The organism is Bradyrhizobium sp. WSM4874 (assembly GCF_055811835.1).
This window is the reverse complement of record NZ_JBVVPR010000003.1, coordinates 113,376-139,420: the sequence shown is the minus strand read 5'-3', so window position 1 is coordinate 139,420 and position 26,045 is coordinate 113,376. Positions and strand designations below refer to the sequence as shown.

Below are 26,045 nucleotides of genomic sequence, written 5' to 3'. Positions count from 1 at the left end.
TTGCCCACCCTACGAGACCGTCATCCCGTAAGCGGGAGCGATGAAATCAAATCACATCCGCGAGCGAATGCCCGTGCAGTTCGATGTTCAGGCCCTGCATGCCCATGTCGTTGAGCTCGCCGCCCATCGCCTTGATGCTTTCCTCGCGGATCAGCGACATCAGTCCCCGGCGCAACCCCAGGAACTCCGACGACATCATCATCGACTGCTGCCGCGGCCGCTCCAGCGGGATCGGAATCTCCGCCTTGATCGAGCCGGGGCGTGCGGTCATGCAGTAGACGCGGTCGGAGAGGAAGATCGCCTCGTCGATGTCGTGGGTGACGAACAGCACCGAGATCTTCAGCCGCTGCCACATGTTGGTGAGGATCTGCTGCATGATGACCCGGGTCTGCGCATCGAGCGCGCCGAAGGGCTCGTCCAGCAACAACACTTTGGGTCCCGTCGCGAGCGCACGCACGATGCCCACGCGCTGCTTCATGCCACCTGAGAGTTTCTCGGGATAATGCTTTTCGAAGGCTTCGAGGCCCGCGAGTCCCAGCAGCGTGCGCGCGGCGCGCTCGCGCTGCGAGCGCGGCATGCCGCGCATCTTCAGGCCGAACTCGACGTTCTCCCGCACCGTCTTCCAGGGAAACAGCGAATATTGCTGGAACACCATGCCGCGCTCGGCGCTGGGGCCGTTCACCTTCTCGCCGTCGACGGTGACGATGCCCGTCGTCGGCTTGAGGAAGCCGGCGACCGCGTTGAGCAGCGTCGACTTTCCGCACCCGGAGGGACCGACGATCGAGACGAACTCGCCAGGCTTCACATGTATCTGCGTATCGGTGACGGCTTCGACCGGCCCCTCGATGCTGTCGTAGCTGAGGGAGAAGTTTTTGACCTCGATATGGCCCTGCGGTGCCTTGACAACGACCTCGCTCATTTCAGCCTCCACGGCATCACCAATTGTCCGGCCCCCCGGATCAGCATGCTGGATCCGAGGCCGAGCACGCCGATCGCGATCATGCCGAGCGCGATGTCGGCATACTGAACCAGCGAATAGGCCTCCCAGGTGAAATAGCCAATGCCGTACTGCCCCGAGATCATCTCGGCGGCGATCAGCGACACCCAGGCCACGCCCATGCCGACGGTGAGGCCGGTGAAGATGTGCGGGAGCGAGGCCGGAAAATACACATCGCGGAAAATCGAGCGCTCCCGCGCGCCGAGACATTGCGCGGCGCGCACCAGCACGGGATCGACCAGCGACATGCCGTGCAGCGTGTTGACCAGGATCGGGAAGAACGAGCCGAGGAACGTGATGTAGACGATGCTCTGCTCGTTGGTCGGCCACAGCATGATGGCCATTGGCACCCAGGCGATCGCCGGGATCGGCCGCAGCACCTCCGCCACGGGGAAGATGATCTCGTGGACGAGCTTGAAGCGGCCCATGATCAGGCCGAGCGGCACGGCGACGATCGCCGCGAGCGAGAAGCCGAAGAAGATGCGCCGGCAGCTCAGGAGGACGTGCAGCAGGAATTTCGGATCGTGGATCGCCTTGGTGAAGCTCGCATAGACCGCGAGCGGCGAGGGCACGTTGGTGAAGCGCACGAAGAACACGACGCGATAGGTCGTTAGCAGGTGCCAGACCAGCAGGAAGGCGAGCAGCGAGATAATGCCGATCGCGGTCGCACGCAGTCCGCCCCGGTTGAGCCGGTACCAGCGCAGTGCCAGCGTGCCGAAGGAGGGCGGTGATGCGGGTGAAGTGGAGGCGGGCATGGCGCTGGCCTCCGCGATTGCGCTTGCCGGCATGCTGTCCTCGGAATGTCTGAGGAGGGCGGGACTGCTCACGTCTTGCCCCCGCCGACCGCCGCCTTCACCGCGTCGTCGAAGCCGAGCACCTTGCCGCTGATCTTGGCGGCATAGGCTTCAGCGTCCTTCTTCAACAGGAACGGCGCAACCTCGCCATTGCCGACCGCGAAGAAGGCCTGGTCGGCGAACAGCTTGATGCCGCGCGTGGTATCGAACACGTAGGTGACGGTGATCTTCTTGCCCTTGGCCTTGTAGTCGGCATAGGCGCCGAGCGTGCAGCTCGCCGACGAGAAGGGCATGATGCCTGCCTGGTCGACCCAGACCTCGCCGGCCTTGCGCGGATCTGCGATCGGCTTCTTGCAGAATGAATCTTCGCCGGAGATCTCGTAGTTGCTGGCGCTAGCGAGCCGCGCGTCATAGTCGAGCTTCATCTCGGCATAGGCCTTGCGGATGTAGCTGTCGTCGACCCATTTCGTGGGATCGAACTCCTTCATCCGGCCGAGGTTCTGCAGCACCTTGACGTCGGCCGTGGCGGCGTCGATCAATGCCGGCTTGATCGAGGGATCGGTGGTCATGTTGCCGCTGGGGCCAAGGAAGATGTAGACGACCTCCTTGTTGATGCCGGTCCATTCCTGGATCTTCTCGGCGGCGAGCTTGGGATCGTCGCGCAGCCACTGATTGGCGGCGATCAGCGCCTTGAAGTAGGCGACGACGACTTCGGGGTATTTCTCGGCGAAATCGGTGCGCACGACGATGCCGTGGAAAGTCGGGAGATTGGTCTCGACACCGTCAAAGATCTTTCGTGCAAAGCCGCGGAACGGCAGCAGCTCGGCGAACGGGACGAAGTCGGCATGCGCGTCGATCTTCTTCTCCTGGAGATTGGTCGACCCGACCTCCGGGCTCTGGCTGACCAGCTGGAAGAAATCCGACGCGTAGCCGCGGTCCTGCATCGCCTTCAGCACCATGCCGTGCGCGGCAGAGCCGAACGGCACGCTCACGAGCTTGCCCTTGAGATCGGCGAGATCGTAGTAGGGCGAATCCTTGTGCACGACGATGCCGTTGCCGGAGCCCGACAGGCTGTAGGCGGCGATGCCGATCAGCCGGCTCTTGCTCTCCGGATTGCTGTCGAAAGTGAAGCCGTTCACGATCAGCGGATAGTCGCCCATCATGCCGATCTGCAGCTTGTTCGCCATCATCGCATTGGTGACGGGCGGACCGGATGTGAAGTTCTGCCACTCCAGCTCGAACTTGATGTTGGCGTATTTGCCCTCCTTCGGCAGATATTTTTCGAGGAGATGGAGCTGGCGGATGACGACGCCGGCGGTCACCGTGTTGGTCGTGGTGTCCTGCGTTCCGATGCCGAGCGTAACGGTTTCCGCCGCGGCCGGCTGGGCGAGGAGAAGCGCCAGCGACGTCACGGACATCGCGATCGAGAGCGTGGGAAGATGGCGGACCATTCTCATCCTCATTCGGTTGGATGTGCTGTGGTTGCCATGATTGGGTGAGGGCGTGGGCAGGGCAAATCCGGAATGAGCGCCACAGTCGATTAGTTGCCGGGAAAAGTTGATTGCATAGTCCTTGGGCAGTCCTGCAATATAAAGCCGCTTGCGTGGGCACCAGCCCTAGTCAGACGCTTGCCCTCGCATTTCTTCCAGCACGTCGGGCCGGCAGACCACGATCTGGGAGCGCTTGGTCAGCACGATTCCCTTCTCCTGCATGCGCTTCAGGCTGATCGTGACCCATTGCCTGGTGGCGCCGACCATGTGGGCAATATCGGCATGGGTGAAGGCGGCCGCGATCACCCGGCCGTCGGCGTCATCGACGCCATAGAGGTCGACGAGATGCAGCAACAGATGCGCAAGGCGCTGCGTGATTGAGCGCGTCCCCAACATCTGGGCCAGCGCCGAATAGCACTTGCCCTTAAAGGTCAGGCCTTCGATCAGGCCGATCGCGAGGTTCGGAATCTCGACGGCAAGGGATCGCAGTTCCTTTCCGGGCAGATGCACCACGCTGCAATTGCTGGATGCAACGCCGGACCATTGATGCACGGTGCCTTCGAACACTTCCGGCCCGCCGACGAAATTGCCGACATGCCAATAGGCCAGCGTGATCTCGCGGCCGAGCGGGGAGGTGTAGAACACCCGGATACGGCCGCTCTCGATCAGCCAGATACCGTCATGCTTGCCGCCCTGGCTGAACAGCGTCTGGCCACGGTTGAGCACTTTTCGGCGGCCCTGCTTCAGCACCAGCTCCCGCTCGCGCTGGCTGAGCTTGTCCATCAACGCCGGCGGTCCGCCGATCCATTGCTGGTTCTCGGTCAGCAGCAGCGAGGAACCGCCAGCAGGCCGGACCGTTGCGGGGCCGGTCCCGCGAACCACATTGGCCGCCTGCAACATCATCTGCCTCCGGAACGTTCAAACCGTTCTAAAGAGGAGCAATGTCCGTGCCAATCACTCACCTGTCGTCGCCCTGCGAAGACCGGGCGATCCAGTATTCCAGGGAAAGCAATGGGATACGGAGGGGCCGCGGCGTACTGGATTTCCCGCCTGCGCGGGGAATGACAGCGGAACGCGGGAAGGAATCCTGTCCCTAGCGCCCGGCCAGGCTCAGCAAATACGGCTTCGGGTAAATCCCCCGGTTGTGCCCATCCGAAAACGAGATGTTCAGCCCGTAACCGAGATCGCCGATCTCGGTGATCGCGATGCCTGGAAACCGCTCGGGGAAGCGGCCGTCGAAGCGGGCACGGGTGCAGTGGGCGCATTTGCAGGAGAGGCGAAGCGTTTCCGCCGGCAAGTCCAGCGTGTCATCCTGAGCGGTGCGGACGCGGAGCGTCGCGAGGTCGGCGCTTGCTTCGTAATCTGCCACGGTCGGGGCCACCAAGGTCATGACGTGTCTCCGACCCTTCTCTACGTTGCCGCAGCGCTGCCGCGATAGCAACTAATTGCCAGGCGCAGGTGCGAGGCGCTGATCTTTGCTGCCTGCTCCTCGATCATCGCCCACGAAATGTGAAACTAATCGACCGGGAATTTCAGTTCGGCGTTGCCGGATTCCTGTCTCTCCGAAACCTTGTGCGGAATCGAGGTCAGGAGAGACAATGAGCGCATTTCAGAAGGAAACGGTCCTGTCGGTCAGGCACTGGACCGATAGCCTGTTCAGCTTCACCGCGACGCGCGATCCGGGCTTCCGCTTCCAGAACGGCCAGTTCGCGATGATCGGGCTGGAAGTCGAGGGCAAGCCGTTGCTGCGGGCCTACAGCATGGCGAGCGCCAATCACGAGGAGGCGCTCGAGTTCTTCTCGATCAAGGTGCAGGATGGTCCGCTGACCTCGCGCCTTCAGAAGATCAGGGAGGGGGACGTCATCCTGGTCGGCCGCAAGGCCACGGGCACGCTGATCACGGGCAATCTCATTCCCGGCAAACGCCTGTTGCTGCTCTCGACCGGAACGGGGCTCGCGCCGTTCGCCAGCCTGATCAAGGACCCCGACGTCTACGAGAATTACGAGACCATCGTGCTCGCCCATGGCTGCCGCCAGGTCTCCGAGCTCTCCTATGGCGAGCACCTCGTCGAAGGCCTGCGCGATCACGAGTTCTTCGGGCCGCTGATCCGCGACAAGCTCGTCTACTACCCGACCGTTACCCGCGAGCCGTTCAGGAATCGCGGTCGTATCTCCGACCTGATCGCGTCGAACCAGCTGTTCGACGATATCGGGCAGTCGGGACTCGATATCGAGACCGACCGCATCATGCTGTGCGGCAGCCCTGCGATGCTGGAGGAACTTCCCGCGATGCTTTCCGCGCGTGGCTTTGTCGAGGGCAATCACAGCCGCCCCGGCCATTTCGTGATCGAAAAGGCCTTTGTCGAGCGCTGAGGCGCAAATCGCACCTCGGCGACAACTAATTGCTATCGCCGGGACGCCTGCTGAACAAATCTGATGCAAAGGCGCCGGACCTGCCGGCGAACCAGGAGCAAACGATGTCACTAGATCAGATCGTCGACGGACTTTCGGAGGTTTCCTGCGACGTGCTCGTCATCGGCGGCGGCACTGCCGGCCCGATGGCGGCGTTGAAGGCGAAGCTGAAGAATCCGAAGGCCAACGTCGTCCTGCTCGAAAAGGCCAACGTCAAGCGCTCCGGAGCGATCTCGATGGGCATGGACGGCTTGAACAACGCCGTCATTCCCGGCTACGCGACGCCGGAGCAGTACACCAAGGAAATCACCATCGCCAATGACGGCATCGTCGATCAGAAGGCGGTCTACAAATACGCGCAAAATTGCTATTCGATCATCGAGGAACTCGACAGTTTCGGCATCCGCTTTCTGAAGAACGAGAACGGCGACTACGCCGTCAAGAAGGTGCACCACATCGGCACCTATGTGCTGCCTATGCCGAACGGCGAGACCGTGAAGAAGGCCCTGTATCGCCAGCTCCGGCGTGCCCGCATCCTGATCTCCAACCGCTACATGGCGACGCGGCTGCTCAAATCTGCCGACGGACGCATTGCCGGTGCGATCAGCGTTAATACCCGGACCGCCGAGATGCTGGTGATCAAGGCCAAGGCCGTCATCCTGTGCATGGGCGCCGCCGGCCGTCTCGGCCTGCCGACCTCCGGCTACATGTTCGGCACCTACGAGAACGCGGCCAATTCCGGTGACGGCTATTCCATGGCCTATCATGCCGGTGCGGCACTGGCGAACCTCGAATGTTACCAGATCAATCCGCTGATCAAGGACTACAACGGCCCGGCCTGCGCCTACGTCGCCGGTCCCTTCGGCGCCTTCACCGCCAACAACGAGGGATCGCGCTTCATCGAATGCGATTACTGGTCCGGCCAGATGATGCTGGAATTCTACAACGAGCTGCTGTCCGGCAAGGGCCCGGTGTTTCTCCAGCTCAAGCATCTTCACCCCGACACGATCTCGGAAATCGAATCGACGCTGCACAAGGTCGAACGTCCCACGCGCGGCCTGTTCCAGCAGGGGCGCGGGGTCGACTACCGCAGCGAGTCGATTGAGATGCATATTTCCGAGATCGGCTTCTGCTCGGGTCACAGCGCTTCCGGCGTGTTCGTCGACGACAATGCCCGCACCACCGTGCCAGGCCTCTATGCCGCCGGCGACATGGCGAGCGTGCCGCACAATTACATGCTCGGCGCCTTCACCAACGGTTCGGTCGCCGGCGTCGACGCGATGGAATTCGCGGACAATCACGATTTCGCGGAATTCGACGCGGCCGATGTCGCCAGGGAGCGTGACCGCGTGATGGCGCCGACCAAACGCGAGGACGGGATTCCACCGAACCAGATCGAGTACAAGACCCGGCGTCTCGTCAATGACTATCTGCAGCCGCCGAAAGTCACGCGCAAATACGAGCTCGGCATGCGTCGGCTCGCCGAAGCGAGGGAAGACATGCAGGAGCGGATGATCGCGCGCAATGCGCACGAACTGCTCCGCGCGCTCGAAGTACAGTCGATCATGGACTGCGCGGACATGGCGGTGCATGCCTCGCTCTACCGCGAGGAAAGCCGCTGGGGCCTCTATCACTGGCGGACGGATTTCCCGGAGAAGGACAACGAGAATTGGTTCTGCCACACGCTGCTCAGCAAGCAGGACGGCAAGATGACCAGCGAGAAGCGTGCCGTGGAGCCCTATATCGTGCCGATCGCCGACGACGAGAAGGATCTCTACGACAAGCAGCGCATCCGCGCGACAGCCTGACCCGCCGCACAAATAACAGGAGACATACGATGCCTCTCGCTTCCTATCAGACATCGGTTCCGGTGGTCGTCGACGACGCCAAATGCATCGCGGACAAGGGCTGCACCGTGTGCGTTGACGTCTGTCCGCTCGACGTACTGCGTATCAGCGATATGACCAACAAGGCCTACATGGCCTATGACGAATGCTGGTACTGCATGCCCTGCGAGGCGGATTGCCCGACCGGCGCCGTCACCGTCAACATTCCCTATCTGCTGAGGTAGCCATGTCGAGCCCGTTCGAATCCTACGACGATCTCGAAGATGCCGACGAGCGGCTCCAGGCCGCCGATCCAGGGGAGCGCCGCGTCGCGATCATCGCGCTCGGCCATTCCGGCGATCCCGCAGCGGTCGGCCATCTCGCCAAAATGGTCGCCGATCCCGATGCCGGCGTGCGCCAGCAGGTCGCGATGGCGCTCGGCGAGTTCGACGGGCCGGAGGCCGCCAGCGCGCTGGTGAAGCTGCTGGTCGATCCCGAGAGAATCGTTGCGGCCGCCGCGGCCGATAGCATGGCGGAGTTCAAGGATCCAGCCTGCGCCGAAATCATCCTGCCGCTGGTCAAGCATGCCCACGCCTTCGTCCGCATGGGCGCGTTGCGTGCGCTCAAGGAACTGCGTTGCAAGGACACCTTGAAACCCGCGCTGGAAGCGCTCCAGGATTCCGATGCCGCCGTGCGGGTGCAGGCGATCGGCGTGATCGGGTTCCTCAAGCTGGAGGAATCAATTCCGGCGCTGACCGCGCTGATCAACGATCCGGACGCGCATGTGCGCCGTGCCGCCGTCAGCGCGCTCGCCTTCTCGCAGATGAAGCCCGCGGCCGAGATGATCACGCGCGCGTTGAAGGATTCGGACTGGATGGTGCGGGAGATGGCCGCGGAAACGCTGGGCCTCAACGTCAACGGCTCGATCGCCGCCGACCAGCTCATCGCTTCGCTCGGTGACGAGTTCTGGCAGGTGCGGCTGAAGGCAATCCGCAGCCTTGGCCGGATGACGATCGAGCGCGCGGTGCGCCCGATCGGCAATTGCGTCAACCATGAGCAGGCGAATTTGCGGAAGGAAGCCGCTGCTGCGCTCGGCGAGATCGCCCACCACGACGGCGAAGCGTTCCTTGCCGTCATCGCCGACGATCCCGATCCCGAGGTGCGCAAGAACGCGCGCTGGGCGCTTCAGCAGATCGCGGCCCGAAAAGCGCGGGCGGGGGCATAGAAGCGCAGCCGCCTGCCGCGCTGGACTTCCCGTCCCAGACGTTTATTGGTCTTCGCCAATGTGATAGGCCTCCGCGAGCGGAGGTCGATCCGAAAAGAGCGAGGATGCGCCCATGACGACATTGACGGTTAAGGACCTTCTCCCCGAGGACGGCACGCGGGGAACGCTTGTCGGCCGCGTCTGGCTGCCGCAGGCGAATGGCCCGGCCGTGGTCGCCGTGCGCGGCGATGGTGTGTTCGACGTCACCGCAAAATTCCCGACCGTCAGCACGCTCTGCGAGGAAGACGATCCGGCCAAGGCGCTTGCCGCGACCAAGGGCGAGCGCATCGGCGATCTCGAGGCTATCGTTGCCAACACGCCGCCCGATCAGCGCGATGCCAAGAAGCCGTGGTTGCTTGCACCCGTCGATCTCCAGACGCTGAAGGCCGCCGGGGTGACCTTCGCCATCTCGATGCTGGAGCGCGTGATCGAGGAGCGGGCGAAAGGCAATCCGGCCTCGGCCGAAGCGATCCGGAAAGAGGTGACGCGGCTGATCGGCGACGATCTGTCGAAGCTCAAGCCCGGTTCGGACCAGGCGATGCACCTGAAGCAGGTGCTGATCGACCAGAACGCCTGGAGCCAGTATCTGGAGGTCGGCATTGGCCCCGATGCCGAGGTCTTCACCAAGGCGCCGACCTTGTCGTCGGTCGGCACCGGCATGGATGCGGGGCTGCATCCGAAGTCGACCTGGAACAACCCCGAGCCGGAGCTGGTGCTGTTCGTCTCGAGCCGCGGCAAGATCGTCGGCGGCGCGCTCGGCAACGACGTCAATCTGCGCGACTTCGAGGGCCGTTCGGCACTGCTGTTGTCGAAGGCCAAGGACAACAACGCCTCGTGCTCGATCGGTCCGCTGCTGCGTTTGTTCGACGACAGCTTTACCCTCGACGACGCCCGCAAGCTCGACATCAGCCTGAACGTGAGGGGGCAGGACGGTTTCGTCCTCGACGGCCATTCCTCGATCAGCATGATCAGCCGCGATCCGACCGATCTGGTCGAGCAGACCATCGGCAAGGTGCATCAATATCCCGACGGCTTCGTGCTGTTCCTTGGCACGATGTTCGCGCCGGTCAAGGATCGCGACGCGCCGGGGCAGGGGTTCACCCACAAGCGCGACGACATCGTCACCATTGCGGCGCCCCAGCTCGGTAAACTCGTCAACCGCATGCGGACCAGCGACGAGTGCGAGCCCTGGACGTTCGGCATCGGTGCGCTGATGAAGAATCTGGCGCAGCGGAAGCTGATCTAGCGGCCAGCATGTTGCCCCGCCGACAGCGGGCGATTGCACATCGAAATCAGGAGAAGGTCGTCATGCCCGGGCTTGTCCCGGGCATCGACGTTCTTGGTCCTGCATGGCAAAGCCGTGGATGGCCGGGACAAGCCCGGCCATGACGATGTGGCGCTGGCGAAGCCACATCATTTCGTTCATCTTCCCGTTGCATCTGCGGAACAAAATCGCGCTTGGCGTGTCATACGATTACCGCCCTGCCAACTGCGATGTCCCGAGCGAATAGTCAGATAATATGACTAGTCGGAACCAAACTTCCGTGAAATAGTCCCTCCCGCCGCTCAAAGGTCGGCGTGCGGGTGCGATGCTACCAACTGGCGCCCCGGATAACATTTTGGGAGATACGCCTGATGATCCTCAAAGCCCTCTTTGCGGCCAGCGCCACGGCCGCGTTGCTGCTCGCGCTGCCGGCGAACGCCGCCGAGCTCACCATCGGCTTCTCGCAGATCGGATCGGAATCCGGCTGGCGCGCGGCCGAGACCTCGGTCTCCAAGCAGGAGGCCACCAAGCGCAAGGTCAATCTCAAGATCGCCGACGCGCAGCAGAAGCAGGAGAACCAGATCAAGGCGATCCGCTCCTTCATTGCGCAGAATGTCGATGCGATCTTCCTCGCGCCCGTCGTCTCGACCGGCTGGGACTCGGTGCTGAAGGAAGCCAAGGAGGCCAAGATACCGGTCGTGCTGCTCGACCGCGACATCGATCCCTCCGGCAAAGAGCTCTATCTGACCGCCGTGACCTCCGACAGCGTGCACGAAGGCGAGGTCGCCGGCGACTGGCTGGCGAAGACCGTCGGGGCCAAGGCCTGCAACATCGTCGAGTTGCAGGGAACGGTCGGCGCGAGCGTCGCCGCCAATCGCAAGAAGGGTTTTGACACCGCCATCGCCAAGCATGCGAACCTGAAGGTGGTGCGCAGCCAGACCGGCGACTTCACCCGCGCCAAGGGCAAGGAAGTGATGGAAAGCTTCATCAAGGCCGAAGGCGGCGGCAAGTCGATCTGCGCGGTCTATGCGCACAACGACGACATGATGGTCGGCGCGATCCAGGCGATGAAGGAAGCCGGCCTCAAGCCGGGCAAGGAGATCCTCACCGTCTCGATCGACGCGGTCCCCGACATCTTCAAGGCGATGGTGGCCGGCGAAGCCAATGCCACGGTCGAGCTGACTCCGAACATGGCGGGTCCCGCGCTCGATGCCATCGCGGCCTTCAAGGGCAAGGGCACTGTTCCGCCGAAATGGATCCAGACGGAATCCAAGCTCTACACCGCCACCGATGATCCGCAGAAGATCTACGACAGCAAGAAGGGCCTCGGTTACTGAGGCGAGGACGTCGCCGGGCCGCCGGGTTTCGGCAGTCCGGCGATCCCCTTCGAAACTGCTGCGAACGAACAGGTTCCGTGTCCGCATCGACAGCGGGCGCCGCTGGGAGTGAATTTGTCATGGAGAACAGCCCGGATTCCGCTGCTTCCCTGCTGGAGGTGCGCGGGATCAGCAAGAGCTTTGGTGCTGTGCGTGCGTTGCAGGAGGTCGACTTCACGCTTCGCGCCGGCGAGATCCATGCGCTGCTCGGTGAGAACGGCGCCGGCAAGTCCACGCTGATCAAGGTCGTCACGGGCGTATTTCCGCGCGATGCCGGCATCGTCAGGCTGGGCGGCGAAGAGGTCGCGCCGCGCTCGGCCAAGGCGGCGCTCCAGGCCGGCATCGCCACTGTCTACCAGGAGGTCAATCTGCTGCCGAACCTCTCGGTGGCGCAGAACCTGTTCCTCGACCGGCAGCCGATGCGCTTCGGCATCGTGCGCGAAGGCGAGATGCGACGCCGCGCCAAGGCGCTGCTCGCGGATTTCGGCCTCGACATCGACGTATCAGCGCCGCTTGGCAATTATTCGGTGGCGATCCAGCACGTCACCGCCATTGCGCGCGCCGTCGATCTCTCGGCGCGCGTGCTGATCCTGGACGAGCCGACCGCGAGCCTCGATCGCCATGAGGTCGAGATCCTCTTCGGTATCATGCGCCAGCTCGCCAAGCGCGGCATTGGCATCGTCTTCGTCAGCCATTTCCTCGACCAGGTCTACGAGATATCCGATCGCATCACCGTTTTGCGAAATGGTCGCCTGGTCGGCGAGCGCGAGACCGCGTCGCTGTCGCGGCTCGAGCTGATCCGGATGATGCTCGGCCGCGAGTTGGCCGAGACCACCAGCGCGCGGGCATCGGCAGGTGCACAGATGGCGCGTGAAGTCTGTGCGAGCTTCGAGGGTTACGGCAAGGCCGGCTATGTCGCGCCGTTCAATCTCGAGCTGCGCCATGGCGAGGTCGTCGGTCTCGCCGGCTTGCTCGGCTCGGGCCGGACCGAGACGGCGCGGCTGGTGTTCGGCGCCGAGCGCGCCGATCGCGGACAGGCGAGGGTGGAAGGCGCGCCTGTCCGGCTTCAGTCGCCGCGCGACGGCGTGCGCCACGGCTTTGGCTATTGCCCGGAGGAGCGCAAGACCGACGGCATCGTCGCCGAGCTCACCGTGCGCGAAAACATCGTGCTGGCGCTCCAGGCCAAGCGCGGTCTGCATCGGCCGCTGTCGCGACGCGAGCAGGACGAGATCGCAAGCCGTTACGTCAAGATGCTCGACATTCGCCCGCCCGATCCGGAGCGTCCTGTCGGCCTGCTGTCCGGCGGCAATCAGCAGAAGGTGCTGCTGGCACGGTGGCTTGCGACCTCGCCGCGGCTCCTCGTGCTGGACGAGCCGACCCGTGGCATCGACGTCGGCGCGCACGCCGAGATCATCCGCCTGATACGCGAGCTCTGCGACGACGGACTTGCGCTGCTCGTGATCTCCTCCGAACTCGACGAGATCGTGACGTATTCCGATCGTGTGGTGGTGCTGCGTGATCGCGCTCATGTCGAGGAGCTCGCCGGCGAGGCCATCGACGTCGGCAGCATTCTCGCCGCCATCGCCGCCGATGGCGCCAGTGTCGCGCATGAGGGCCGTGCATGACCGCGCTGTTGCCGCGCCGCGGCCTTGCCCAGATCCTCGCGTTGATCGTCATCCTGGCGGTCGATCGCGTGGTGTCGCCGCAATTCTTCGATCTGCGCCTCCAGGACGGCCGGCTGTTCGGCAGCCTGATCGACGTGCTCAACCGCGGCACGCCGGTGGCGCTGCTCTCGCTCGGCATGGTGCTGGTGATCGCGACGCGTGGCATCGATCTGTCGGTCGGTGCGGTCATGGCGATCTCAGGCGCGATCGCGGCGAGCCTCGCCGACAGCCACAGTCTGGCCGTGGTGCTGGCGGCTGCGCTCGGCGCGGGCCTGATCTGCGGATTATGGAATGGATTTCTGGTCGCGGTGCTCGGCATGCAGCCGATCGTGGCGACCCTGATCCTGATGGTGGCGGGGCGCGGCATCGCCCAGCTCATTACCGAAGGCCGCATCGTGACCTTCTCCTCGCCCGATCTGGTCTGGTTCGGCAATGGCTCTATTCTCGGCCTGCCGGTGCCGGTCGCGATTGCGCTGGGCATGTTGATCCTCACCGGCGCGGTGGTGCGCGGCTCGGCACTCGGATTGCTGATCGAGGCAACCGGCGGCAATGCGCGGGCGAGCGAACTTGCCGGCGTCGGTACGCGCGCGATGATCTTGGCGGTCTATGTCTGGTGCGGCGTTTGCGCTGCGCTCGCCGGCGTGATCGCGGCGGCCGACATCATGGGCGCGGATGCCAACAATGCCGGCCTCTGGCTCGAGCTCGACGCCATCCTCGCGGTGGTGATCGGCGGCACCTCGCTGTTCGGCGGCCGCTTCAGCCTCGTGCTGGCCGTACTCGGCGCGCTGATTATCCAGACCATGAACACCGGCATTCTGCTGTCGGGCTATCCGCCGGAGTTCAATTTGCTGGTCAAGGCGGTGGTGGTGCTCGCCGTGCTGCTGCTGCAATCGCCGAAGCTGTCCGGCTTTGCCAACGTGGTGACGCGGCTGCGGAGGACCAAGGCATGAAAGGTCTGCCGCCCGTCCTCATCACGGCGATCGTGCTCGTCGCGGGGTTCGCGCTCTGCGCGATGCAGTTTCCCAACATCGCGTCCACCCGCGTGGTCGGCAATCTCCTCACCGACAACGCCTTCCTCGGCATCGTCGCGACCGGCATGACCTTCGTCATCATTTCCGGCGGCATCGATCTCTCGGTCGGCTCGGTGATCGGCTTCACCACGGTGTTCGTCGCGCTGGCGATCGAGCGCTGGGGAATGCCGCCCCCGGTCGCCTTCGTCGCCATTCTCGCGCTCTCGGCAGCCTTCGGCACGGCGATGGGCGCGGTGATCCATGTCTTCGATCTGCCGCCTTTCATCGTGACGCTCGCCGGCATGTTCCTGGCCCGGGGTGCAAGCTTCCTGCTCTCGACGGAATCGGTGCCGATCACGGCACCGGTCTATTCCACCGTATCGGACTTCGCACTGCGATTGCCCGGCGGTGGACGGCTGACGGCGGTCGCGATCATCATGCTTGCGATCGTGATCGGCGGTGCATTGCTGCTGCAGCTCACCCGGTTCGGCGCCAATGTCTATGCGCTCGGCGGCAGCCGGGCGACCGCGAGCCTGATGGGCGTAGCCGTCGGCAGGATGACGGTGAAAATCTACATGCTGTCGAGCCTGCTCGCTGGCATCGCCGGCATCGTCTTCTCCTTCTACACCAGCGCCGGCTACTCGCTCTCCGCCGTCGGCGTCGAGCTCGACACCATCGCGGCCGTCGTGATCGGCGGCACGCTGCTCACGGGCGGGCAGGGCTCGGTGATCGGCACCTTCCTCGGCGTGCTGATCCAGGGCATGATTCAGACCTACATCAATTTCGACGGGACGCTGTCGAGCTGGTGGACCAAGATCGCGACCGGCGTGCTGCTGTTCGCCTTCATCGCCTTGCAACAGGGGTTGGTCGCGCTCGCGCGCCGGCCCGTGGCAAAGCGCGCGGGAGCAGTCTCATGACCACCTCGCGCATCCTCGTCATCCCGACGCGCCGGGCGCACTCCAATCACGCGGAGGTGGCCCGATCGATCGGCGTCGACATCATCGCCGGCCGTTACGCGGAGGGGACGCGGCTGCCCGGCGATGCCGAGATGATCGCGATGTTCGGCGTGTCGCGGCCGGTGCTGCGCGAGAGCGTGAAGACACTGGTGGCCAAGGGCCTGCTCACCACCAAGGCGCGGGTCGGCACCGTGGTGCGCGAGCGCGCCGCCTGGAACATGTTCGACGCTGACGTGCTGGCCTGGCACCTGGACGCCGGGATCGACAAGCGCTTCCTCAACGACCTCGCCGAGATCCGCCTCGCGGTCGAGCCGCGCGCGGCGATGCTGGCGGCGGCGCAGCGGTCGGAGCAGGACGTCGTCGAGTTGCACCGCTGCATGGAGCGGATGCGACTTGAAGCTTCCGACTCCGTCGGCTTTGCCGATGCCGACCTAGCGCTTCATGTCGGTGTAGCGCGGGCGTCCGGAAATCTGTTCATGCGCTCGATCGGGCACGTCATCGAGGCTGCGTTGCGCGCCTCGTTCCTGCTCAGCGCACCGGTCGAACCGGAGGACCGCGACACCGTTCTGCTCTGGCATCAGAAGATCGTCGATGCCATCGCCGCCGGTGATGCCGCGACTGCGTCGGAGGCGATGGTCTACGTCATTCACAACGGCATGCGCCGCCATGAGGGTACGGTGATCGAGACTGTACCGGCCGAAGCGCTGCCGTCCGCGGAAGCTGGAGAAAGATCGTGACTGAACTTCGCATCGCCATCGTCGGCTTCGGCAAGATCGCGCGGGACCAGCATGTCGGCGCCATCGCAGCAGTTCCCGGCGCGACGCTGGCCTCCGTCGCCAGCCGCAATGCCTCGCTGCCCGATCTGCCGCATTTCGCGACCATCGAAGAGCTGCTGGAAAAAGGTCCGCCGATCGACGCGGTGTCGCTCTGCACGCCGCCTCAAGTGCGCCGCGCCCAGGCCGTCGCAGCCCTCAGGGCCGGCAAGCACGTCATGTTGGAGAAGCCGCCCGGCGCCGGCGTTGCCGAGCTCGATCCGCTGATCGCGATGGCGAGGGAGGCCAAGCGGACGTTGTTCGCGACCTGGCATTCGCGCCATGCACCGGCGGTCGAGCCGGCGCGCGAGTGGCTTGCCGCGCGGCGGATCACCTCCGTCCACATCAATTGGAAGGAGGACGTGCGCGTCTGGCATCCCGGGCAGGCGTGGATATGGGAGCCGGGCGGGCTCGGGGTGTTCGATCCCGGCATCAATGCGCTGTCGATTTTGACCAGGATCTTGCCGAAGCCCGTGTTCGTCACCGCGGCCGAGCTCGCTTTCCCCGCCAATTGCCAGGCGCCGATCGCCGCGAAGCTGACGCTGACCGACCTTGGCGGCCTGCCTGTGACCGCCGAGTTCGATTTCCGCCAGACCGGGCCGCAGAGCTGGGATATCCTCGTCGAAACCGACCAGGGCCGGATGACGCTATCCCGCGGCGGCCGGATCATGGCGATCGACGGCAGGACCGTTGCCGAGGCGCCCGATGAGGAATATCGGGAGCTCTACCGGCGCTTTGTCACGCTCGCCGCGACAGGCGCGAGCGACGTCGATCTGGCGCCGCTTCGTCTCGTTGCGGACGCCTTCCTGGTCGGCAGGCGCACGATCGTCGAACCGTTTGTGGATTGATCATGGCTGGAACGAAAACAGAAAAAGACATCTTCGGAACGCTGCCGGACGGCCGCAAGGTGGAGCGCATCGTGCTGCGCGGAGAGGGCGGGTTCGAGGCGCGCATCATCACCCACGGTGCAGTCTTGCAGGCCTTGATCGCGCCGGATGCGAAGGGGGGCTACGAGGACATCGTGCTCGGCCATGACACATTCGCCGGCTATCTCGCCGAGCGAAAGTTCTTCGGTGCCACCGTCGGCCGCTACGCCAATCGCATCGCCAACGGACAATTTTCGCTCGATGGCGAGACAGTGCAGCTTCCCGTCAACAACGGTCCGAATGCGCTGCATGGCGGCCTCGACGGATTCGACCGCAAGCTCTGGGACATTGCGGAGATCGAAGATGGCGCCGAGCCCGCGGTTACGCTGACCTACACGAGCCCGCATGGCGAGGAAAACTATCCCGGTCGGCTCGATGTGCGCCTGACCTATCGCGTTACCGGCCCGGCCGAGCTATCCCTCACCATGGAGGCGCGGACCGACCGGCCGACCATCGTCAACCTGACCAACCACAGCTTCTTCAATCTGGAAGGCGCGACATCCGGCACGCCCATTCTCGATCACAAGCTGACGGTCGCCACCGGACATTTCCTCCCGATCGATCCCACCGCCATTCCGTTGCCCGAGGCGCCGCGCAGGGTTGCGGGCACGCCGTTCGACTTCCGCGAGCCGCGGCCCGTCGGCGAGCGCATCCGCGAGAGCGACCAGCAATTGCGCAACGGCAGGGGCTACGATCACACCTATTGTCTCGCGCGTGACGGCAAGCTTGCGCTCGCGGCGCGGCTGGAGGCGCCGCGCTCGGGGCGCATCATGGAGCTGTTCACCGATCAGCCCGGTCTGCAGGTCTATTCGGGTAATTATCTCGACGGCACGATTTCGGGCAAGGGCGGCAAGCTCTACCGGCAGTCGGACGCCATGTGCCTGGAGCCGCATATGTGGCCGGATGCACCGAACCGGCCGGATTTCCCGAGCCCACGCCTCGATCGTGGCCAGGTCTACCGCCATCACACCGTCTATCGCTTTGCGGTGAGGAGGTCATGATGGAGCAGGTGCCGATCTCGGTTCTTTCAGACGATCCTTGTCATCTCGGCGAGGGGCCGACCTATGACGTGAGCACGGACACGGCCTGGTGGTTCGATATCCGTGAGGGGCGATTGTTCGAGGCGCAGCTCGGCACCGGCAGCATTCGCGTTCATGCGCTGGGCCGGATGGCCAGCGCACTTGGGCGGATCGACGCCGAACGGCAGTTGATCGTCGCGGAAGACGGCCTCTATATCCGCATAATCGCCGACGGCGCGATGACGCTGTTCTGTCCGCTCGAAGCCGACAATCACGCGACCCGCTCCAACGATGCCCGCGTGCATCCCTCCGGCACGTTCTGGATCGGCACCATGGGCCGAAAGGCGGAAGCAGGGGCAGGGGCGATCTACGCGTTCCATCACGGCGAGATATCGATGCTGTTTCCGCGCATCAGCATTCCCAACTCGATCTGCTTCTCGCCCGATGGCGCCACCGGCTACTTCGCCGACACCGCGCGCGCGGTGCTCTACGCGGTGCCGCTCAATCCCACGACCGGCCTGCCGCGCGGCGAGCCGGAAGTGCTGCTGCGCCACACCGGTAGCGGCGGCCTCGATGGTTCGGTGTGCGACGCCGACGGGAACATCTGGAACGCCTGCTGGGGCGCGAGCCGTATCGACGTCTACTCTCCGCAAGGCGAGCGCCTGCGCTCGATGAGCGTGCCGGCAAAGCAGGCGAGCTGCCCCGCTTTTGTCGGCCCCGATCTGTCGCGTCTTCTCGTCACCTCGGCCTGGCAGGACATGGATGCGGCGGCACGTGCCGCCGATCCGCAAGCAGGCCACACCTTCCTGTTGGAGGCCTCCGCGCGCGGTCGCGCGGAGCCTGACGTCAAGCTCGCATAGGAGGCTCGAAGCCACACACCGCCAATTTCTCGACGACACGAAAAAACAGTCTGACATCCAAGGGAGCGAAACATGTTGAAACTGAAGACGACATTCCTCGCGCTGGCGCTGGCCGGCGCTGCGACGATGGCCGCGGGCGTCACCGCCTCAGCCCAGGATAAAGCAACAGTCGGCATCGCCATGCCGACCAAATCGTCGGCGCGCTGGATCGACGACGGCAACAACATGGTCAAGGTGCTGAAGGAGCGCGGCTACAATACCGACCTGCAATATGCCGAGGACGACATTCCGAACCAGCTCTCGCAGGTCGAGAACATGGTGACCAAGGGCGCGAAAGCGCTGGTGATCGCCGCGATCGACGGCACCACGCTCTCCGACGTGCTCAAGCAGGCGAAAGCAAAGGGCATCACCGTGATCGCCTATGACCGCCTGATCCGCGGCACGCCCAACGTGGACTATTACGCGACCTTCGACAATTTCCAGGTCGGCGTGCTCCAGGCCGAGTCGATCGTGCAGGGCCTCGGCCTCAAGGATGGCAAGGGTCCGTTCAACATCGAGCTGTTCGGCGGCTCGCCCGACGACAACAATGCCTACTTCTTCTACAACGGCGCGATGAGCGTGCTGAAGCCGTACATCGACAGCGGCAAGCTCGTCGTCGTCTCCGGCCAGATGGGCATGGACAAGGTCGCGACCTTACGCTGGGACGGCGCCACCGCGCAGGCCCGCATGGACAATCTGCTCAGCGCCTACTACGGCAACAAGAAGGTCAACGCAGTGCTGTCGCCCTATGACGGCCTGTCGATCGGCATCATCTCCTCGCTGAAAGGCGTCGGTTATGGCAGCGCCGGCCAGCCGATGCCTGTCATCTCGGGCCAGGATGCCGAGGTGCCCTCGATCAAGGCGATGCTGCGCGGCGATCAGTATTCGACCATCTTCAAGGACACCCGCGATCTCGCCAAGGTGACCGCCGACATGGTCGACGCTGCGCTTGCCGGCAAGCAGGTCACCGTCAACGACACCAAGACCTACGAGAACGGCGCTAAGACCGTGCCGTCCTATCTGCTCAAGCCGGTCGTGGTCTACAAGGACAATTGGGAGAAGGTCCTGGTCGACAGCGGCTACTACAAGAAGTCGCAGTTCCAGTAAGAGGTCTACTCCCTCTCCCAACCTGCGGAGAGGGAGTTCTTTAGGGTTAGGGCGAAGCGCATGTTTATGAACTCGTCATGCCCGGGCTTGTCCCGGGCATCCACGTCCCTCTTCGCAAGCGGCTGCACGTGGATGGCCGGGACAAGCCCGGCCATGACGATTGTGGAGGCACCCGGGAGAATGATCCGATGACCGCAATGCTGGAGATGCGCAACGTCAGCAAGAGCTTTTCCGGCGTGCAGGCGCTGCGCGACGTCAACTTCTCGGTTGAAGCCGGGCAGATCCACGCCCTCGTCGGCGAGAACGGTGCCGGCAAGTCCACGCTGATGAAGGTGCTCAGCGGCGTCTATCCCGCCGGTAGCTATGAGGGCACCATCATCTTCGATGGCGAGGAGCGCCGCTTCCGCGATATCAACGATTCCGAGGCGCTCGGTATCATCATCATCCATCAGGAGCTGGCGCTGATCCCGCTGATGTCGATTGCCGAGAACATCTTCCTGTCGCATCCGCCGTCCAGGCTCGGCGTGATCGATCGCGACGAGGTTTATCGGCGCACGCGGGAACTCCTGGCGCAGGTCGGCCTCAAGGAATCGCCGGATACGCTGATCACCGATCTCGGCGTCGGCAAGCAACAGCTGGTCGAGATCGCCAAGGCGCTGTCCAAGCGGGTGCGGATGCTGATCCTGGACGAGCCGACCGCCAGCCTCAACGAGGCCGACAGTGCCGCGCTGCTCGAGCGCCTCATGGCCTTCCGCGCGCAGGGCATCGGCTCGATCCTGATCTCGCACAAGCTCAACGAGGTCGCCAAGGTCGCCGACCACATCACCGTGCTGCGCGACGGCCGCACCGTGGACAGCATTGATTGCCACGCCGAGCCGATCCAGGAAGACCGCATCATCCGCAGCATGGTCAACCGCGATCTCGCCCATCGCTTTCCGGAGCGCAGCGCAAAGATCGGCGAGCCCGTCCTCACCGTCGAGAACTGGTCGGTCTACCATCCCATCCATCCCGAGCGGCAGGTGATCAAGAACGTTGATTTCAGCGTGAAACGCGGCGAGGTCGTCGGCATTGCCGGATTGATGGGCGCTGGCCGCACCGAATTCGCCATGAGCCTGTTCGGCCGTTCCTGGGGCACCACGATCAGCGGCCGCATCCGGCTCGAGGGCCATGAGGTCGTGCTGCCGAACGTCGCGGCCGCGATCGACGCCGGCCTTGCCTATGTCACCGAGGACCGCAAGCAGCTCGGACTTATCCTCGCCGACGACGTCCGCAAGAACGTCACGCTCGCAAGCCTCGACCAGGTCGCGCCGAACCGCGTCATCGACGACATCGCCGAGCTGAAGGTCGCCAGCGACTACCGCAACCGGATGCGCATCCGCTGCTCCGACGTCTATCAGGAGACCGGCCAGCTCTCCGGCGGCAACCAGCAAAAGGTCGTGCTGTCGAAATGGCTGATGACCGACCCCAAGGTCTTGATCCTGGACGAGCCGACCCGGGGCATCGACGTCGGTGCCAAATACGAGATCTACTGTATCATCAACGAGCTTGCGGAAGCCGGCCGCGGCGTGGTGGTGATCTCCTCGGAGATGCCCGAGCTGCTCGGCATCTGCGACCGCATCTGTGTCATGAACGACGGCGCCTTCGTCGGCGAGTTCCCCGGCACCGAAGCGACGCAGGAAAAGATCATGCGCGCCATCATGCGCAACGACAGAAATTATGGAAGCCGCGCCCTGGCGGGTGCCGAGATGGGAGGATCGCAGCCATGACCGACAAGACGGTTTCGCTGCCCGAGGAGCGCCGGAACGGCAGCTTCATCAAGAACAATCTACGCAACTACGGCATGCTAATGTCGCTGATCGCGATCATGCTGTTCTTCCAGGTCATGACCGGTGGCACACTGCTGCAGCCGCTCAACCTGACCAATCTGGTGCTCCAGAACAGCTATATCGTCATCATGGCGCTTGGCATGCTGCTTGTCATCGTCACCGGCCATATCGACCTCTCGGTCGGCTCGGTCGCGGGCTTCGTCGGCGCGGTGGCCGCCGTGCTGATGGTGACATACAAGGTCGACTACACGCTCGCCTTCATCGCCTGTCTGCTGCTGGGCGCGGCGATCGGCGCCGCGCAGGGCTATTGGGTGGCCTATTTCAAGATTCCGTCCTTCATCGTGACGCTGGCCGGCATGCTGGTGTTCAAGGGCCTCGCACTCGCGGTATTGCAGGGCCAGTCGCTCGGGCCGTTCCCGGTGACCTTCCAGAAACTGTCCTCCGGCTTCATTCCCGAGCTCTTGCCGGAGACCGGCACCCTGCATCCGACATCCATGCTGATCGGTGCGGTGCTCGCGCTTGGCCTCGTATACGCCAGCGCCAGGGGAAGGTCGCGCGAGCAGTTGCACGGCATCGAGGTCGAACCCTACGCGTTCTTCCTCGGCAAGAGCATCCTGCTCGCCTGCGCCGTGCTCTATTTCACCTATCTGATCGCCTCGCATCGCGGCCTGCCGAACGTGCTGGTGATCATGGGTGCGTTGATCGCACTCTACGGCTTCGTCACCCGCCGCACCGTGATCGGCCGGCAAATCTATGCGGTCGGCGGCAACGCCAAGGCCGCAAGCCTGTCGGGCATCAAGACGGAACGGTTGACCTTCCTCACCTTCGTGAATATGGGCGTGCTCGCTGCGCTCGCCGGCCTCGTCTTCGCTGCGCGCCTCAACACCGCAACGCCGAAGGCGGGTCTCGGCTTCGAGCTCGACGTCATCGCCGCCTGCTTCATCGGCGGCGCCTCAGCCTATGGCGGTGTCGGCCGCGTCGGCGGCGCCGTGGTCGGCGCCATGATCATGGGTGTGATGAACAACGGCATGTCCATCCTCGGCATCGGCATCGACTATCAGCAGGTCATCAAGGGCCTGGTCCTGCTCGGGGCGGTGTGCATCGACGTGTATAATCAGCGGAGATGAGGCTGCGTAGCGAAGCGCAATCCGGGGCCACTTACCCGCATTCCGCTCCGCTCCATGCGGCTACGGCAGCCGTTACTGCGTCGTGAAGAGCACCGCCGCTATCGCGACGGAGAGGCTCACCGCCGAGACGGTTGCCACGGTCGATAGCACGCCCATTCGCCGGAGTGCGACGGCGAAGACAATGATGATGGGCGTCGCGGTCATCAGCCCGATTTGTGCGTCGCTCATGTCAGCGCTCGCAGCTCCATGGAACCTTGGAGTGCTCGTACCGCGACCCGGCCGGCCGGACGTTGCGACGGCGCAAACAAATTGATCGGCATTCCCCAAGTTTGTCCGGCAACAAACTCGGATCGGCGCGGCTGAGCTAAGTCTGGCCGGTGTCCTGATCCGGAAGAGCAGATGTCGGCAGCCGATTGCGAACCACAGGGAGCTGGCTGGGGAATTCTGGACGATCTTCCCGGCGATCCCATGATCTGGGTGTTGATCTTCAGCGAGCTCGCCGCCTTCGGTCTGTTTCTCGGTGCCTTCACGGTCGCCCGCGCGATCCATCCCGCCGTGTTCGCCGCGGGGCAGGCGGCACTTGATCCGGGTCTGGCAGGACTGAACACTGTCGTGCTGGTGACGAGCGGTTGGGCCGCAGCCCGGGCTACGAAGGCCGCGCGGGCCAGCGAGAGGCGGGCGACACGATACTGGCTCCTCACAGCCATGGGGCTTGGCGGCCTGTTCGTGGCGATCAAGCTCGGCGAATATGCCGAAGAGATCGGACGCGGCATCGGACTCGAGACCAGTCCGTTCTTTACACTCTACTTCCTCCTGACCGGCTTCCATCTCCTGCATGTCTGCCTCGGTATCATCATCCTAGCCGTGGTCTGCCGCCGCGCGGAGGCGTTCAGCGTCGAGACGGGAACGGCCTTCTGGCACATGGTCGATCTGGTCTGGATCGTGATGTTCCCGATTCTTTATCTGGTGCGGTGACGATGCCGGATCGCCTGGACTTCACCTGGCTCGCGCTGATCGGCCTCGCACTCGCGACCGTCCTGGTGCCGCCGCTGGTGCCGCGGCCGCTGCTCGGCAACGCCCTGCTGCTGGCCCTCGCCGCAGTCAAGGGGCGCCGGATAGCGCTCGATTTCCTCGATCTTCGCGCAGTGCCCGCGCTCTGGCGCGGCCTCGTCAGCGCCTGGATCCTCGTCGTGGTGCTGTTTGCCTGGCTCACATCCGCAGTCATCGCCCTGATCTGACTCACTCCTTGCGCCCTGACAAAGAACGGGCCGGGCCAATCGGCAATAAATCGCATCACCGATTTACGCGACAGGACTCAATTGAAAGGATTGGCAATGGCTGAACGCCTGACCAAGTCGGCCGCTCGAAATATCTTCTACGGCGGCTCGGCCTTTTTCTTCGCCATCTTCATCGGGCTGACGGCGCACAGCCACTACTACATGGCCACAACCTCGACGGACGCGGCGACGCTGACGTCGTCGGTCGCCCGCGGCAAGCATGTCTGGGAGAAGAACTCCTGCATCAACTGCCACACGTTGCTCGGCGAAGGCGCCTATTTCGCGCCCGAAGTCGGCAACGTCTGGGATCGATGGGGCGGCAAGGAGGATCCGGCCGGCGCGCGAGAGACACTGAAGGCCTGGATGCAGTCGCAGCCCTCGGGCGCGGAGGGCCGGCGGCAGATGCCGCAGTTCAACCTCACCGACCAAGAGCTCAATGATCTCGCCGATTTCCTGCAATGGGTGAGCACGATCAAGCGCCAGGATTGGCCGCCAAACAAGGCCGGCTGAGCCCGCCGCTTTCCTCTTTCCAGACAGAGAGAATCCGAGATGAAATATCAAACCCAGAAAGTCGCGATGCTATATTTCTACGGCGCGCTGACCCTGTTCCTGGCTCAGGTCCTGTTCGGTCTCCTCGCCGGGACAATCTACGTTCTGCCCAACACGCTGTCGGTGCTGCTGCCGTTCAATATCGTCAGGATGATCCACACCAATGCGCTGATCGTGTGGTCGTTGATCGGCTTCATGGGCGCGACCTACTTCCTGCTGCCTGAGGAAACCGAGACCGAGCTGTACAGCCCGCTGCTCGCAAAGATCCAGTTCTGGATGTTCTTCGGCGCAGCTGGCGTAGCGGTGGTCGGCTATCTCTTCCACTACCACGAGGGTCGCGAGTTCCTCGAGCAGCCCTTCATCATCAAGGTCGGCATCGTCGTCGTCTGCCTGATGTTCCTGTTCAACGTGACCATGACCGCGCTCAAAGGGCGCAAGACCACGGTCACCAACATCCTGCTGTTTGGCCTGTGGGGCGTTGCGATCTTCTTCCTGTTCGCTTTCTACAATCCGGCAAACCTCGCCGTCGACAAGATGTACTGGTGGTACGTCGTCCATCTCTGGGTCGAGGGCGTCTGGGAGCTGATTATGGCCTCCGTGCTCGCCTATCTCATGATCAAGCTCAATGGGATCGATCGCGAGGTGGTCGAGAAGTGGCTCTACGTCATCATCGGCCTTGCGCTATTCTCGGGAATTCTCGGCACCGGCCATCATTTCTACTGGATCGGCGCGCCCGGCTACTGGCAGTGGATCGGCTCGCTGTTCTCGACGCTCGAGGTCGCGCCGTTCTTCACGATGGTGATCTTCACGGTGCAGCTGACCTGGAAGGCCGGCCGCAAGCATCCGAACCGCGCCGCGCTGCTGTGGTCGGTCGGCTGTTCGGTGATGGCGTTCCTGGGCGCCGGCGTCTGGGGTTTCCTGCACACGCTTTCCTCGGTGAACTACTACACCCACGGCACCCAGGTCACCGCTGCGCACGGCCATCTCGCCTTCTTCGGCGCCTATGTGATGCTCAATCTTGCCGTGATGGCTTACGCCATCCCGCAGATCAAGGGACGCGCGCCCTATAACCAGTGGCTCAGTATGACGAGCTTCTGGATCATGTGCACGGCCATGATGACCATGACGTTCGCGCTAACCTTTGCCGGCGTGGTCCAGGTCCATCTCCAGCGCGTGCTCGGCCAGAGCTACATGGACGTGCAGGACCAGCTCGCCTTCTTCTACTGGGTGCGGCTCGGCTCCGGCGTGTTCGTCGCCATCTCGGCGCTGATGTTCGTCTGGGCGGTGCTGGTGCCCGGCCGCGAAAAGCAGGCGCCCATTCCCGCCGCGCTGCAGCCGGCCGAGTAAGCGTGACGGGGGGGGGCGGGGGTAGCGGCCCCCCCGGGAAACAATTTATGTGAGAGAAAAATAAAATTAGAAATAAACCCAATGGCCCGCCCGCCCCCCCCCAA

The 26,045-nt window shown here is 63.8% G+C and carries 26 protein-coding genes; 20 read left to right on the top strand and 6 right to left on the bottom strand.

The genetic code is table 11. The annotated features are described in order from the left end of the window. Nucleotides 1-46 precede the first annotated feature (46 nt). The 5 genes from AC0L3P_RS04465 to AC0L3P_RS04445 form a co-directional block, all read right to left on the bottom strand. Nucleotides 47-919, bottom strand: a complete 873-nt coding sequence (locus tag AC0L3P_RS04465; protein ID WP_275167669.1) for an ABC transporter ATP-binding protein — start codon at nt 917-919, stop codon at nt 47-49. Further along, a complete protein-coding gene (locus AC0L3P_RS04460; RefSeq protein WP_473301099.1) occupies nt 916-1,824 on the bottom strand; it encodes an ABC transporter permease in 909 nt (302 codons plus the stop codon). Before AC0L3P_RS04460 ends, AC0L3P_RS04465 begins: the two co-directional genes overlap by 4 nt. After that, nucleotides 1,821-3,242: an ABC transporter substrate-binding protein gene (locus AC0L3P_RS04455; RefSeq protein WP_473301098.1), complete on the bottom strand. Its 1,422-nt coding sequence runs from the start codon at nt 3,240-3,242 to the stop codon at nt 1,821-1,823. The genes AC0L3P_RS04460 and AC0L3P_RS04455 overlap by 4 nt, the downstream gene beginning before the upstream one ends. A 165-nt stretch (nt 3,243-3,407) precedes the next feature. Beyond that, nucleotides 3,408-4,184 carry a Crp/Fnr family transcriptional regulator gene (locus AC0L3P_RS04450; protein WP_354206665.1) on the bottom strand — a complete coding sequence of 259 codons (777 nt, stop codon included), beginning with the start codon at nt 4,182-4,184 and terminating at the stop codon, nt 3,408-3,410. A 190-nt stretch (nt 4,185-4,374) separates the two neighbouring features. Next, nucleotides 4,375-4,671, bottom strand: coding sequence for a gamma-butyrobetaine hydroxylase-like domain-containing protein (locus AC0L3P_RS04445; protein ID WP_247288899.1), 297 nt, complete (start codon nt 4,669-4,671; stop codon nt 4,375-4,377). Between the two features lie 208 nt (nt 4,672-4,879). Between AC0L3P_RS04445 and AC0L3P_RS04440 the strand changes: the two genes are divergently transcribed. From AC0L3P_RS04440 to mmsB, 16 genes are all read left to right on the top strand, one after another. Continuing rightward, complete coding sequence (locus tag AC0L3P_RS04440; protein ID WP_473301096.1) at nt 4,880-5,653, top strand: ferredoxin--NADP reductase; 774 nt, start codon at nt 4,880-4,882, stop codon at nt 5,651-5,653. 104 nt (nt 5,654-5,757) lie between these two features. Next, on the top strand, nt 5,758-7,500 hold the full coding sequence (locus tag AC0L3P_RS04435; protein ID WP_473301095.1) for a fumarate reductase/succinate dehydrogenase flavoprotein subunit: 1,743 nt from the start codon (nt 5,758-5,760) through the stop codon (nt 7,498-7,500). 29 nt (nt 7,501-7,529) lie between these two features. Further along, a complete protein-coding gene (locus AC0L3P_RS04430) occupies nt 7,530-7,763 on the top strand; it encodes a 4Fe-4S dicluster domain-containing protein (protein WP_007593252.1) in 234 nt (77 codons plus the stop codon). Between the two features lie 2 nt (nt 7,764-7,765). Then, nucleotides 7,766-8,743 carry a HEAT repeat domain-containing protein gene (locus tag AC0L3P_RS04425; protein WP_275167663.1) on the top strand — a complete coding sequence of 326 codons (978 nt, stop codon included), beginning with the start codon at nt 7,766-7,768 and terminating at the stop codon, nt 8,741-8,743. 112 nt (nt 8,744-8,855) lie between these two features. Further along, nucleotides 8,856-10,028, top strand: coding sequence for a fumarylacetoacetate hydrolase family protein (locus tag AC0L3P_RS04420; RefSeq protein WP_473301093.1), 1,173 nt, complete (start codon nt 8,856-8,858; stop codon nt 10,026-10,028). 389 nt (nt 10,029-10,417) lie between these two features. After that, entirely contained in the window at nt 10,418-11,383 is a 966-nt protein-coding gene (ytfQ, locus tag AC0L3P_RS04415) for a galactofuranose ABC transporter, galactofuranose-binding protein YtfQ (RefSeq protein ID WP_473301092.1), read from the top strand. Nucleotides 11,384-11,502: 119 nt separating this feature from the next. Next, nucleotides 11,503-13,047, top strand: a complete 1,545-nt coding sequence (locus AC0L3P_RS04410; protein WP_473301091.1) for a sugar ABC transporter ATP-binding protein — start codon at nt 11,503-11,505, stop codon at nt 13,045-13,047. Then, nucleotides 13,044-14,036 carry an ABC transporter permease gene (locus AC0L3P_RS04405; RefSeq protein ID WP_354206650.1) on the top strand — a complete coding sequence of 331 codons (993 nt, stop codon included), beginning with the start codon at nt 13,044-13,046 and terminating at the stop codon, nt 14,034-14,036. Before AC0L3P_RS04410 ends, AC0L3P_RS04405 begins: the two co-directional genes overlap by 4 nt. After that, complete coding sequence (gene yjfF, locus AC0L3P_RS04400) at nt 14,033-15,013, top strand: galactofuranose ABC transporter, permease protein YjfF (RefSeq protein WP_354206648.1); 981 nt, start codon at nt 14,033-14,035, stop codon at nt 15,011-15,013. The genes AC0L3P_RS04405 and yjfF overlap by 4 nt, the downstream gene beginning before the upstream one ends. Then, nucleotides 15,010-15,789: a FadR/GntR family transcriptional regulator gene (locus tag AC0L3P_RS04395; protein ID WP_473301090.1), complete on the top strand. Its 780-nt coding sequence runs from the start codon at nt 15,010-15,012 to the stop codon at nt 15,787-15,789. The genes yjfF and AC0L3P_RS04395 overlap by 4 nt, the downstream gene beginning before the upstream one ends. Next, nucleotides 15,786-16,712 (top strand): Gfo/Idh/MocA family protein, encoded by a 927-nt coding sequence (locus AC0L3P_RS04390; RefSeq protein ID WP_473301089.1) that lies wholly within the window; start codon nt 15,786-15,788, stop codon nt 16,710-16,712. The genes AC0L3P_RS04395 and AC0L3P_RS04390 overlap by 4 nt, the downstream gene beginning before the upstream one ends. A gap of 2 nt (nt 16,713-16,714) precedes the next feature. Further along, nucleotides 16,715-17,791, top strand: a complete 1,077-nt coding sequence (locus AC0L3P_RS04385; RefSeq protein ID WP_473301088.1) for an aldose epimerase family protein — start codon at nt 16,715-16,717, stop codon at nt 17,789-17,791. Then, nucleotides 17,791-18,669, top strand: a complete 879-nt coding sequence (locus AC0L3P_RS04380; protein WP_473301176.1) for an SMP-30/gluconolactonase/LRE family protein — start codon at nt 17,791-17,793, stop codon at nt 18,667-18,669. The genes AC0L3P_RS04385 and AC0L3P_RS04380 overlap by 1 nt, the downstream gene beginning before the upstream one ends. Nucleotides 18,670-18,741: 72 nt before the next feature. Then, nucleotides 18,742-19,815, top strand: a complete 1,074-nt coding sequence (gene chvE / locus AC0L3P_RS04375; protein ID WP_247288919.1) for a multiple monosaccharide ABC transporter substrate-binding protein — start codon at nt 18,742-18,744, stop codon at nt 19,813-19,815. A 188-nt stretch (nt 19,816-20,003) separates the two neighbouring features. Next, nucleotides 20,004-21,581, top strand: coding sequence for a multiple monosaccharide ABC transporter ATP-binding protein (mmsA, locus tag AC0L3P_RS04370; protein ID WP_473301087.1), 1,578 nt, complete (start codon nt 20,004-20,006; stop codon nt 21,579-21,581). Beyond that, on the top strand, nt 21,578-22,768 hold the full coding sequence (gene mmsB, locus AC0L3P_RS04365) for a multiple monosaccharide ABC transporter permease (protein ID WP_473301086.1): 1,191 nt from the start codon (nt 21,578-21,580) through the stop codon (nt 22,766-22,768). The genes mmsA and mmsB overlap by 4 nt, the downstream gene beginning before the upstream one ends. A 72-nt stretch (nt 22,769-22,840) precedes the next feature. On the opposite strand, the gene AC0L3P_RS04360 is transcribed toward mmsB, so the two are convergent. Beyond that, nucleotides 22,841-22,996: a hypothetical protein gene (locus tag AC0L3P_RS04360; protein WP_275167650.1), complete on the bottom strand. Its 156-nt coding sequence runs from the start codon at nt 22,994-22,996 to the stop codon at nt 22,841-22,843. Nucleotides 22,997-23,167: 171 nt separating this feature from the next. Between AC0L3P_RS04360 and AC0L3P_RS04355 the strand changes: the two genes are divergently transcribed. The 4 genes from AC0L3P_RS04355 to AC0L3P_RS04340 all read left to right on the top strand — a co-directional run bounded on the left by AC0L3P_RS04355 (nt 23,168) and on the right by AC0L3P_RS04340 (nt 25,941). Further along, complete coding sequence (locus AC0L3P_RS04355) at nt 23,168-23,743, top strand: cytochrome c oxidase subunit 3 family protein (protein WP_473301085.1); 576 nt, start codon at nt 23,168-23,170, stop codon at nt 23,741-23,743. A 2-nt stretch (nt 23,744-23,745) separates the two neighbouring features. After that, nucleotides 23,746-24,006 carry a cytochrome C oxidase subunit IV family protein gene (locus AC0L3P_RS04350; protein WP_354056019.1) on the top strand — a complete coding sequence of 87 codons (261 nt, stop codon included), beginning with the start codon at nt 23,746-23,748 and terminating at the stop codon, nt 24,004-24,006. Between the two features lie 96 nt (nt 24,007-24,102). Then, a complete protein-coding gene (locus AC0L3P_RS04345) occupies nt 24,103-24,555 on the top strand; it encodes a c-type cytochrome (protein ID WP_354206629.1) in 453 nt (150 codons plus the stop codon). A gap of 39 nt (nt 24,556-24,594) precedes the next feature. Further along, the gene (locus AC0L3P_RS04340) at nt 24,595-25,941 is read left to right on the top strand and encodes a cbb3-type cytochrome c oxidase subunit I (RefSeq protein ID WP_473301084.1); all 1,347 of its coding nucleotides are present in this window, start codon (nt 24,595-24,597) and stop codon (nt 25,939-25,941) included. Nucleotides 25,942-26,045 lie beyond the last annotated feature (104 nt).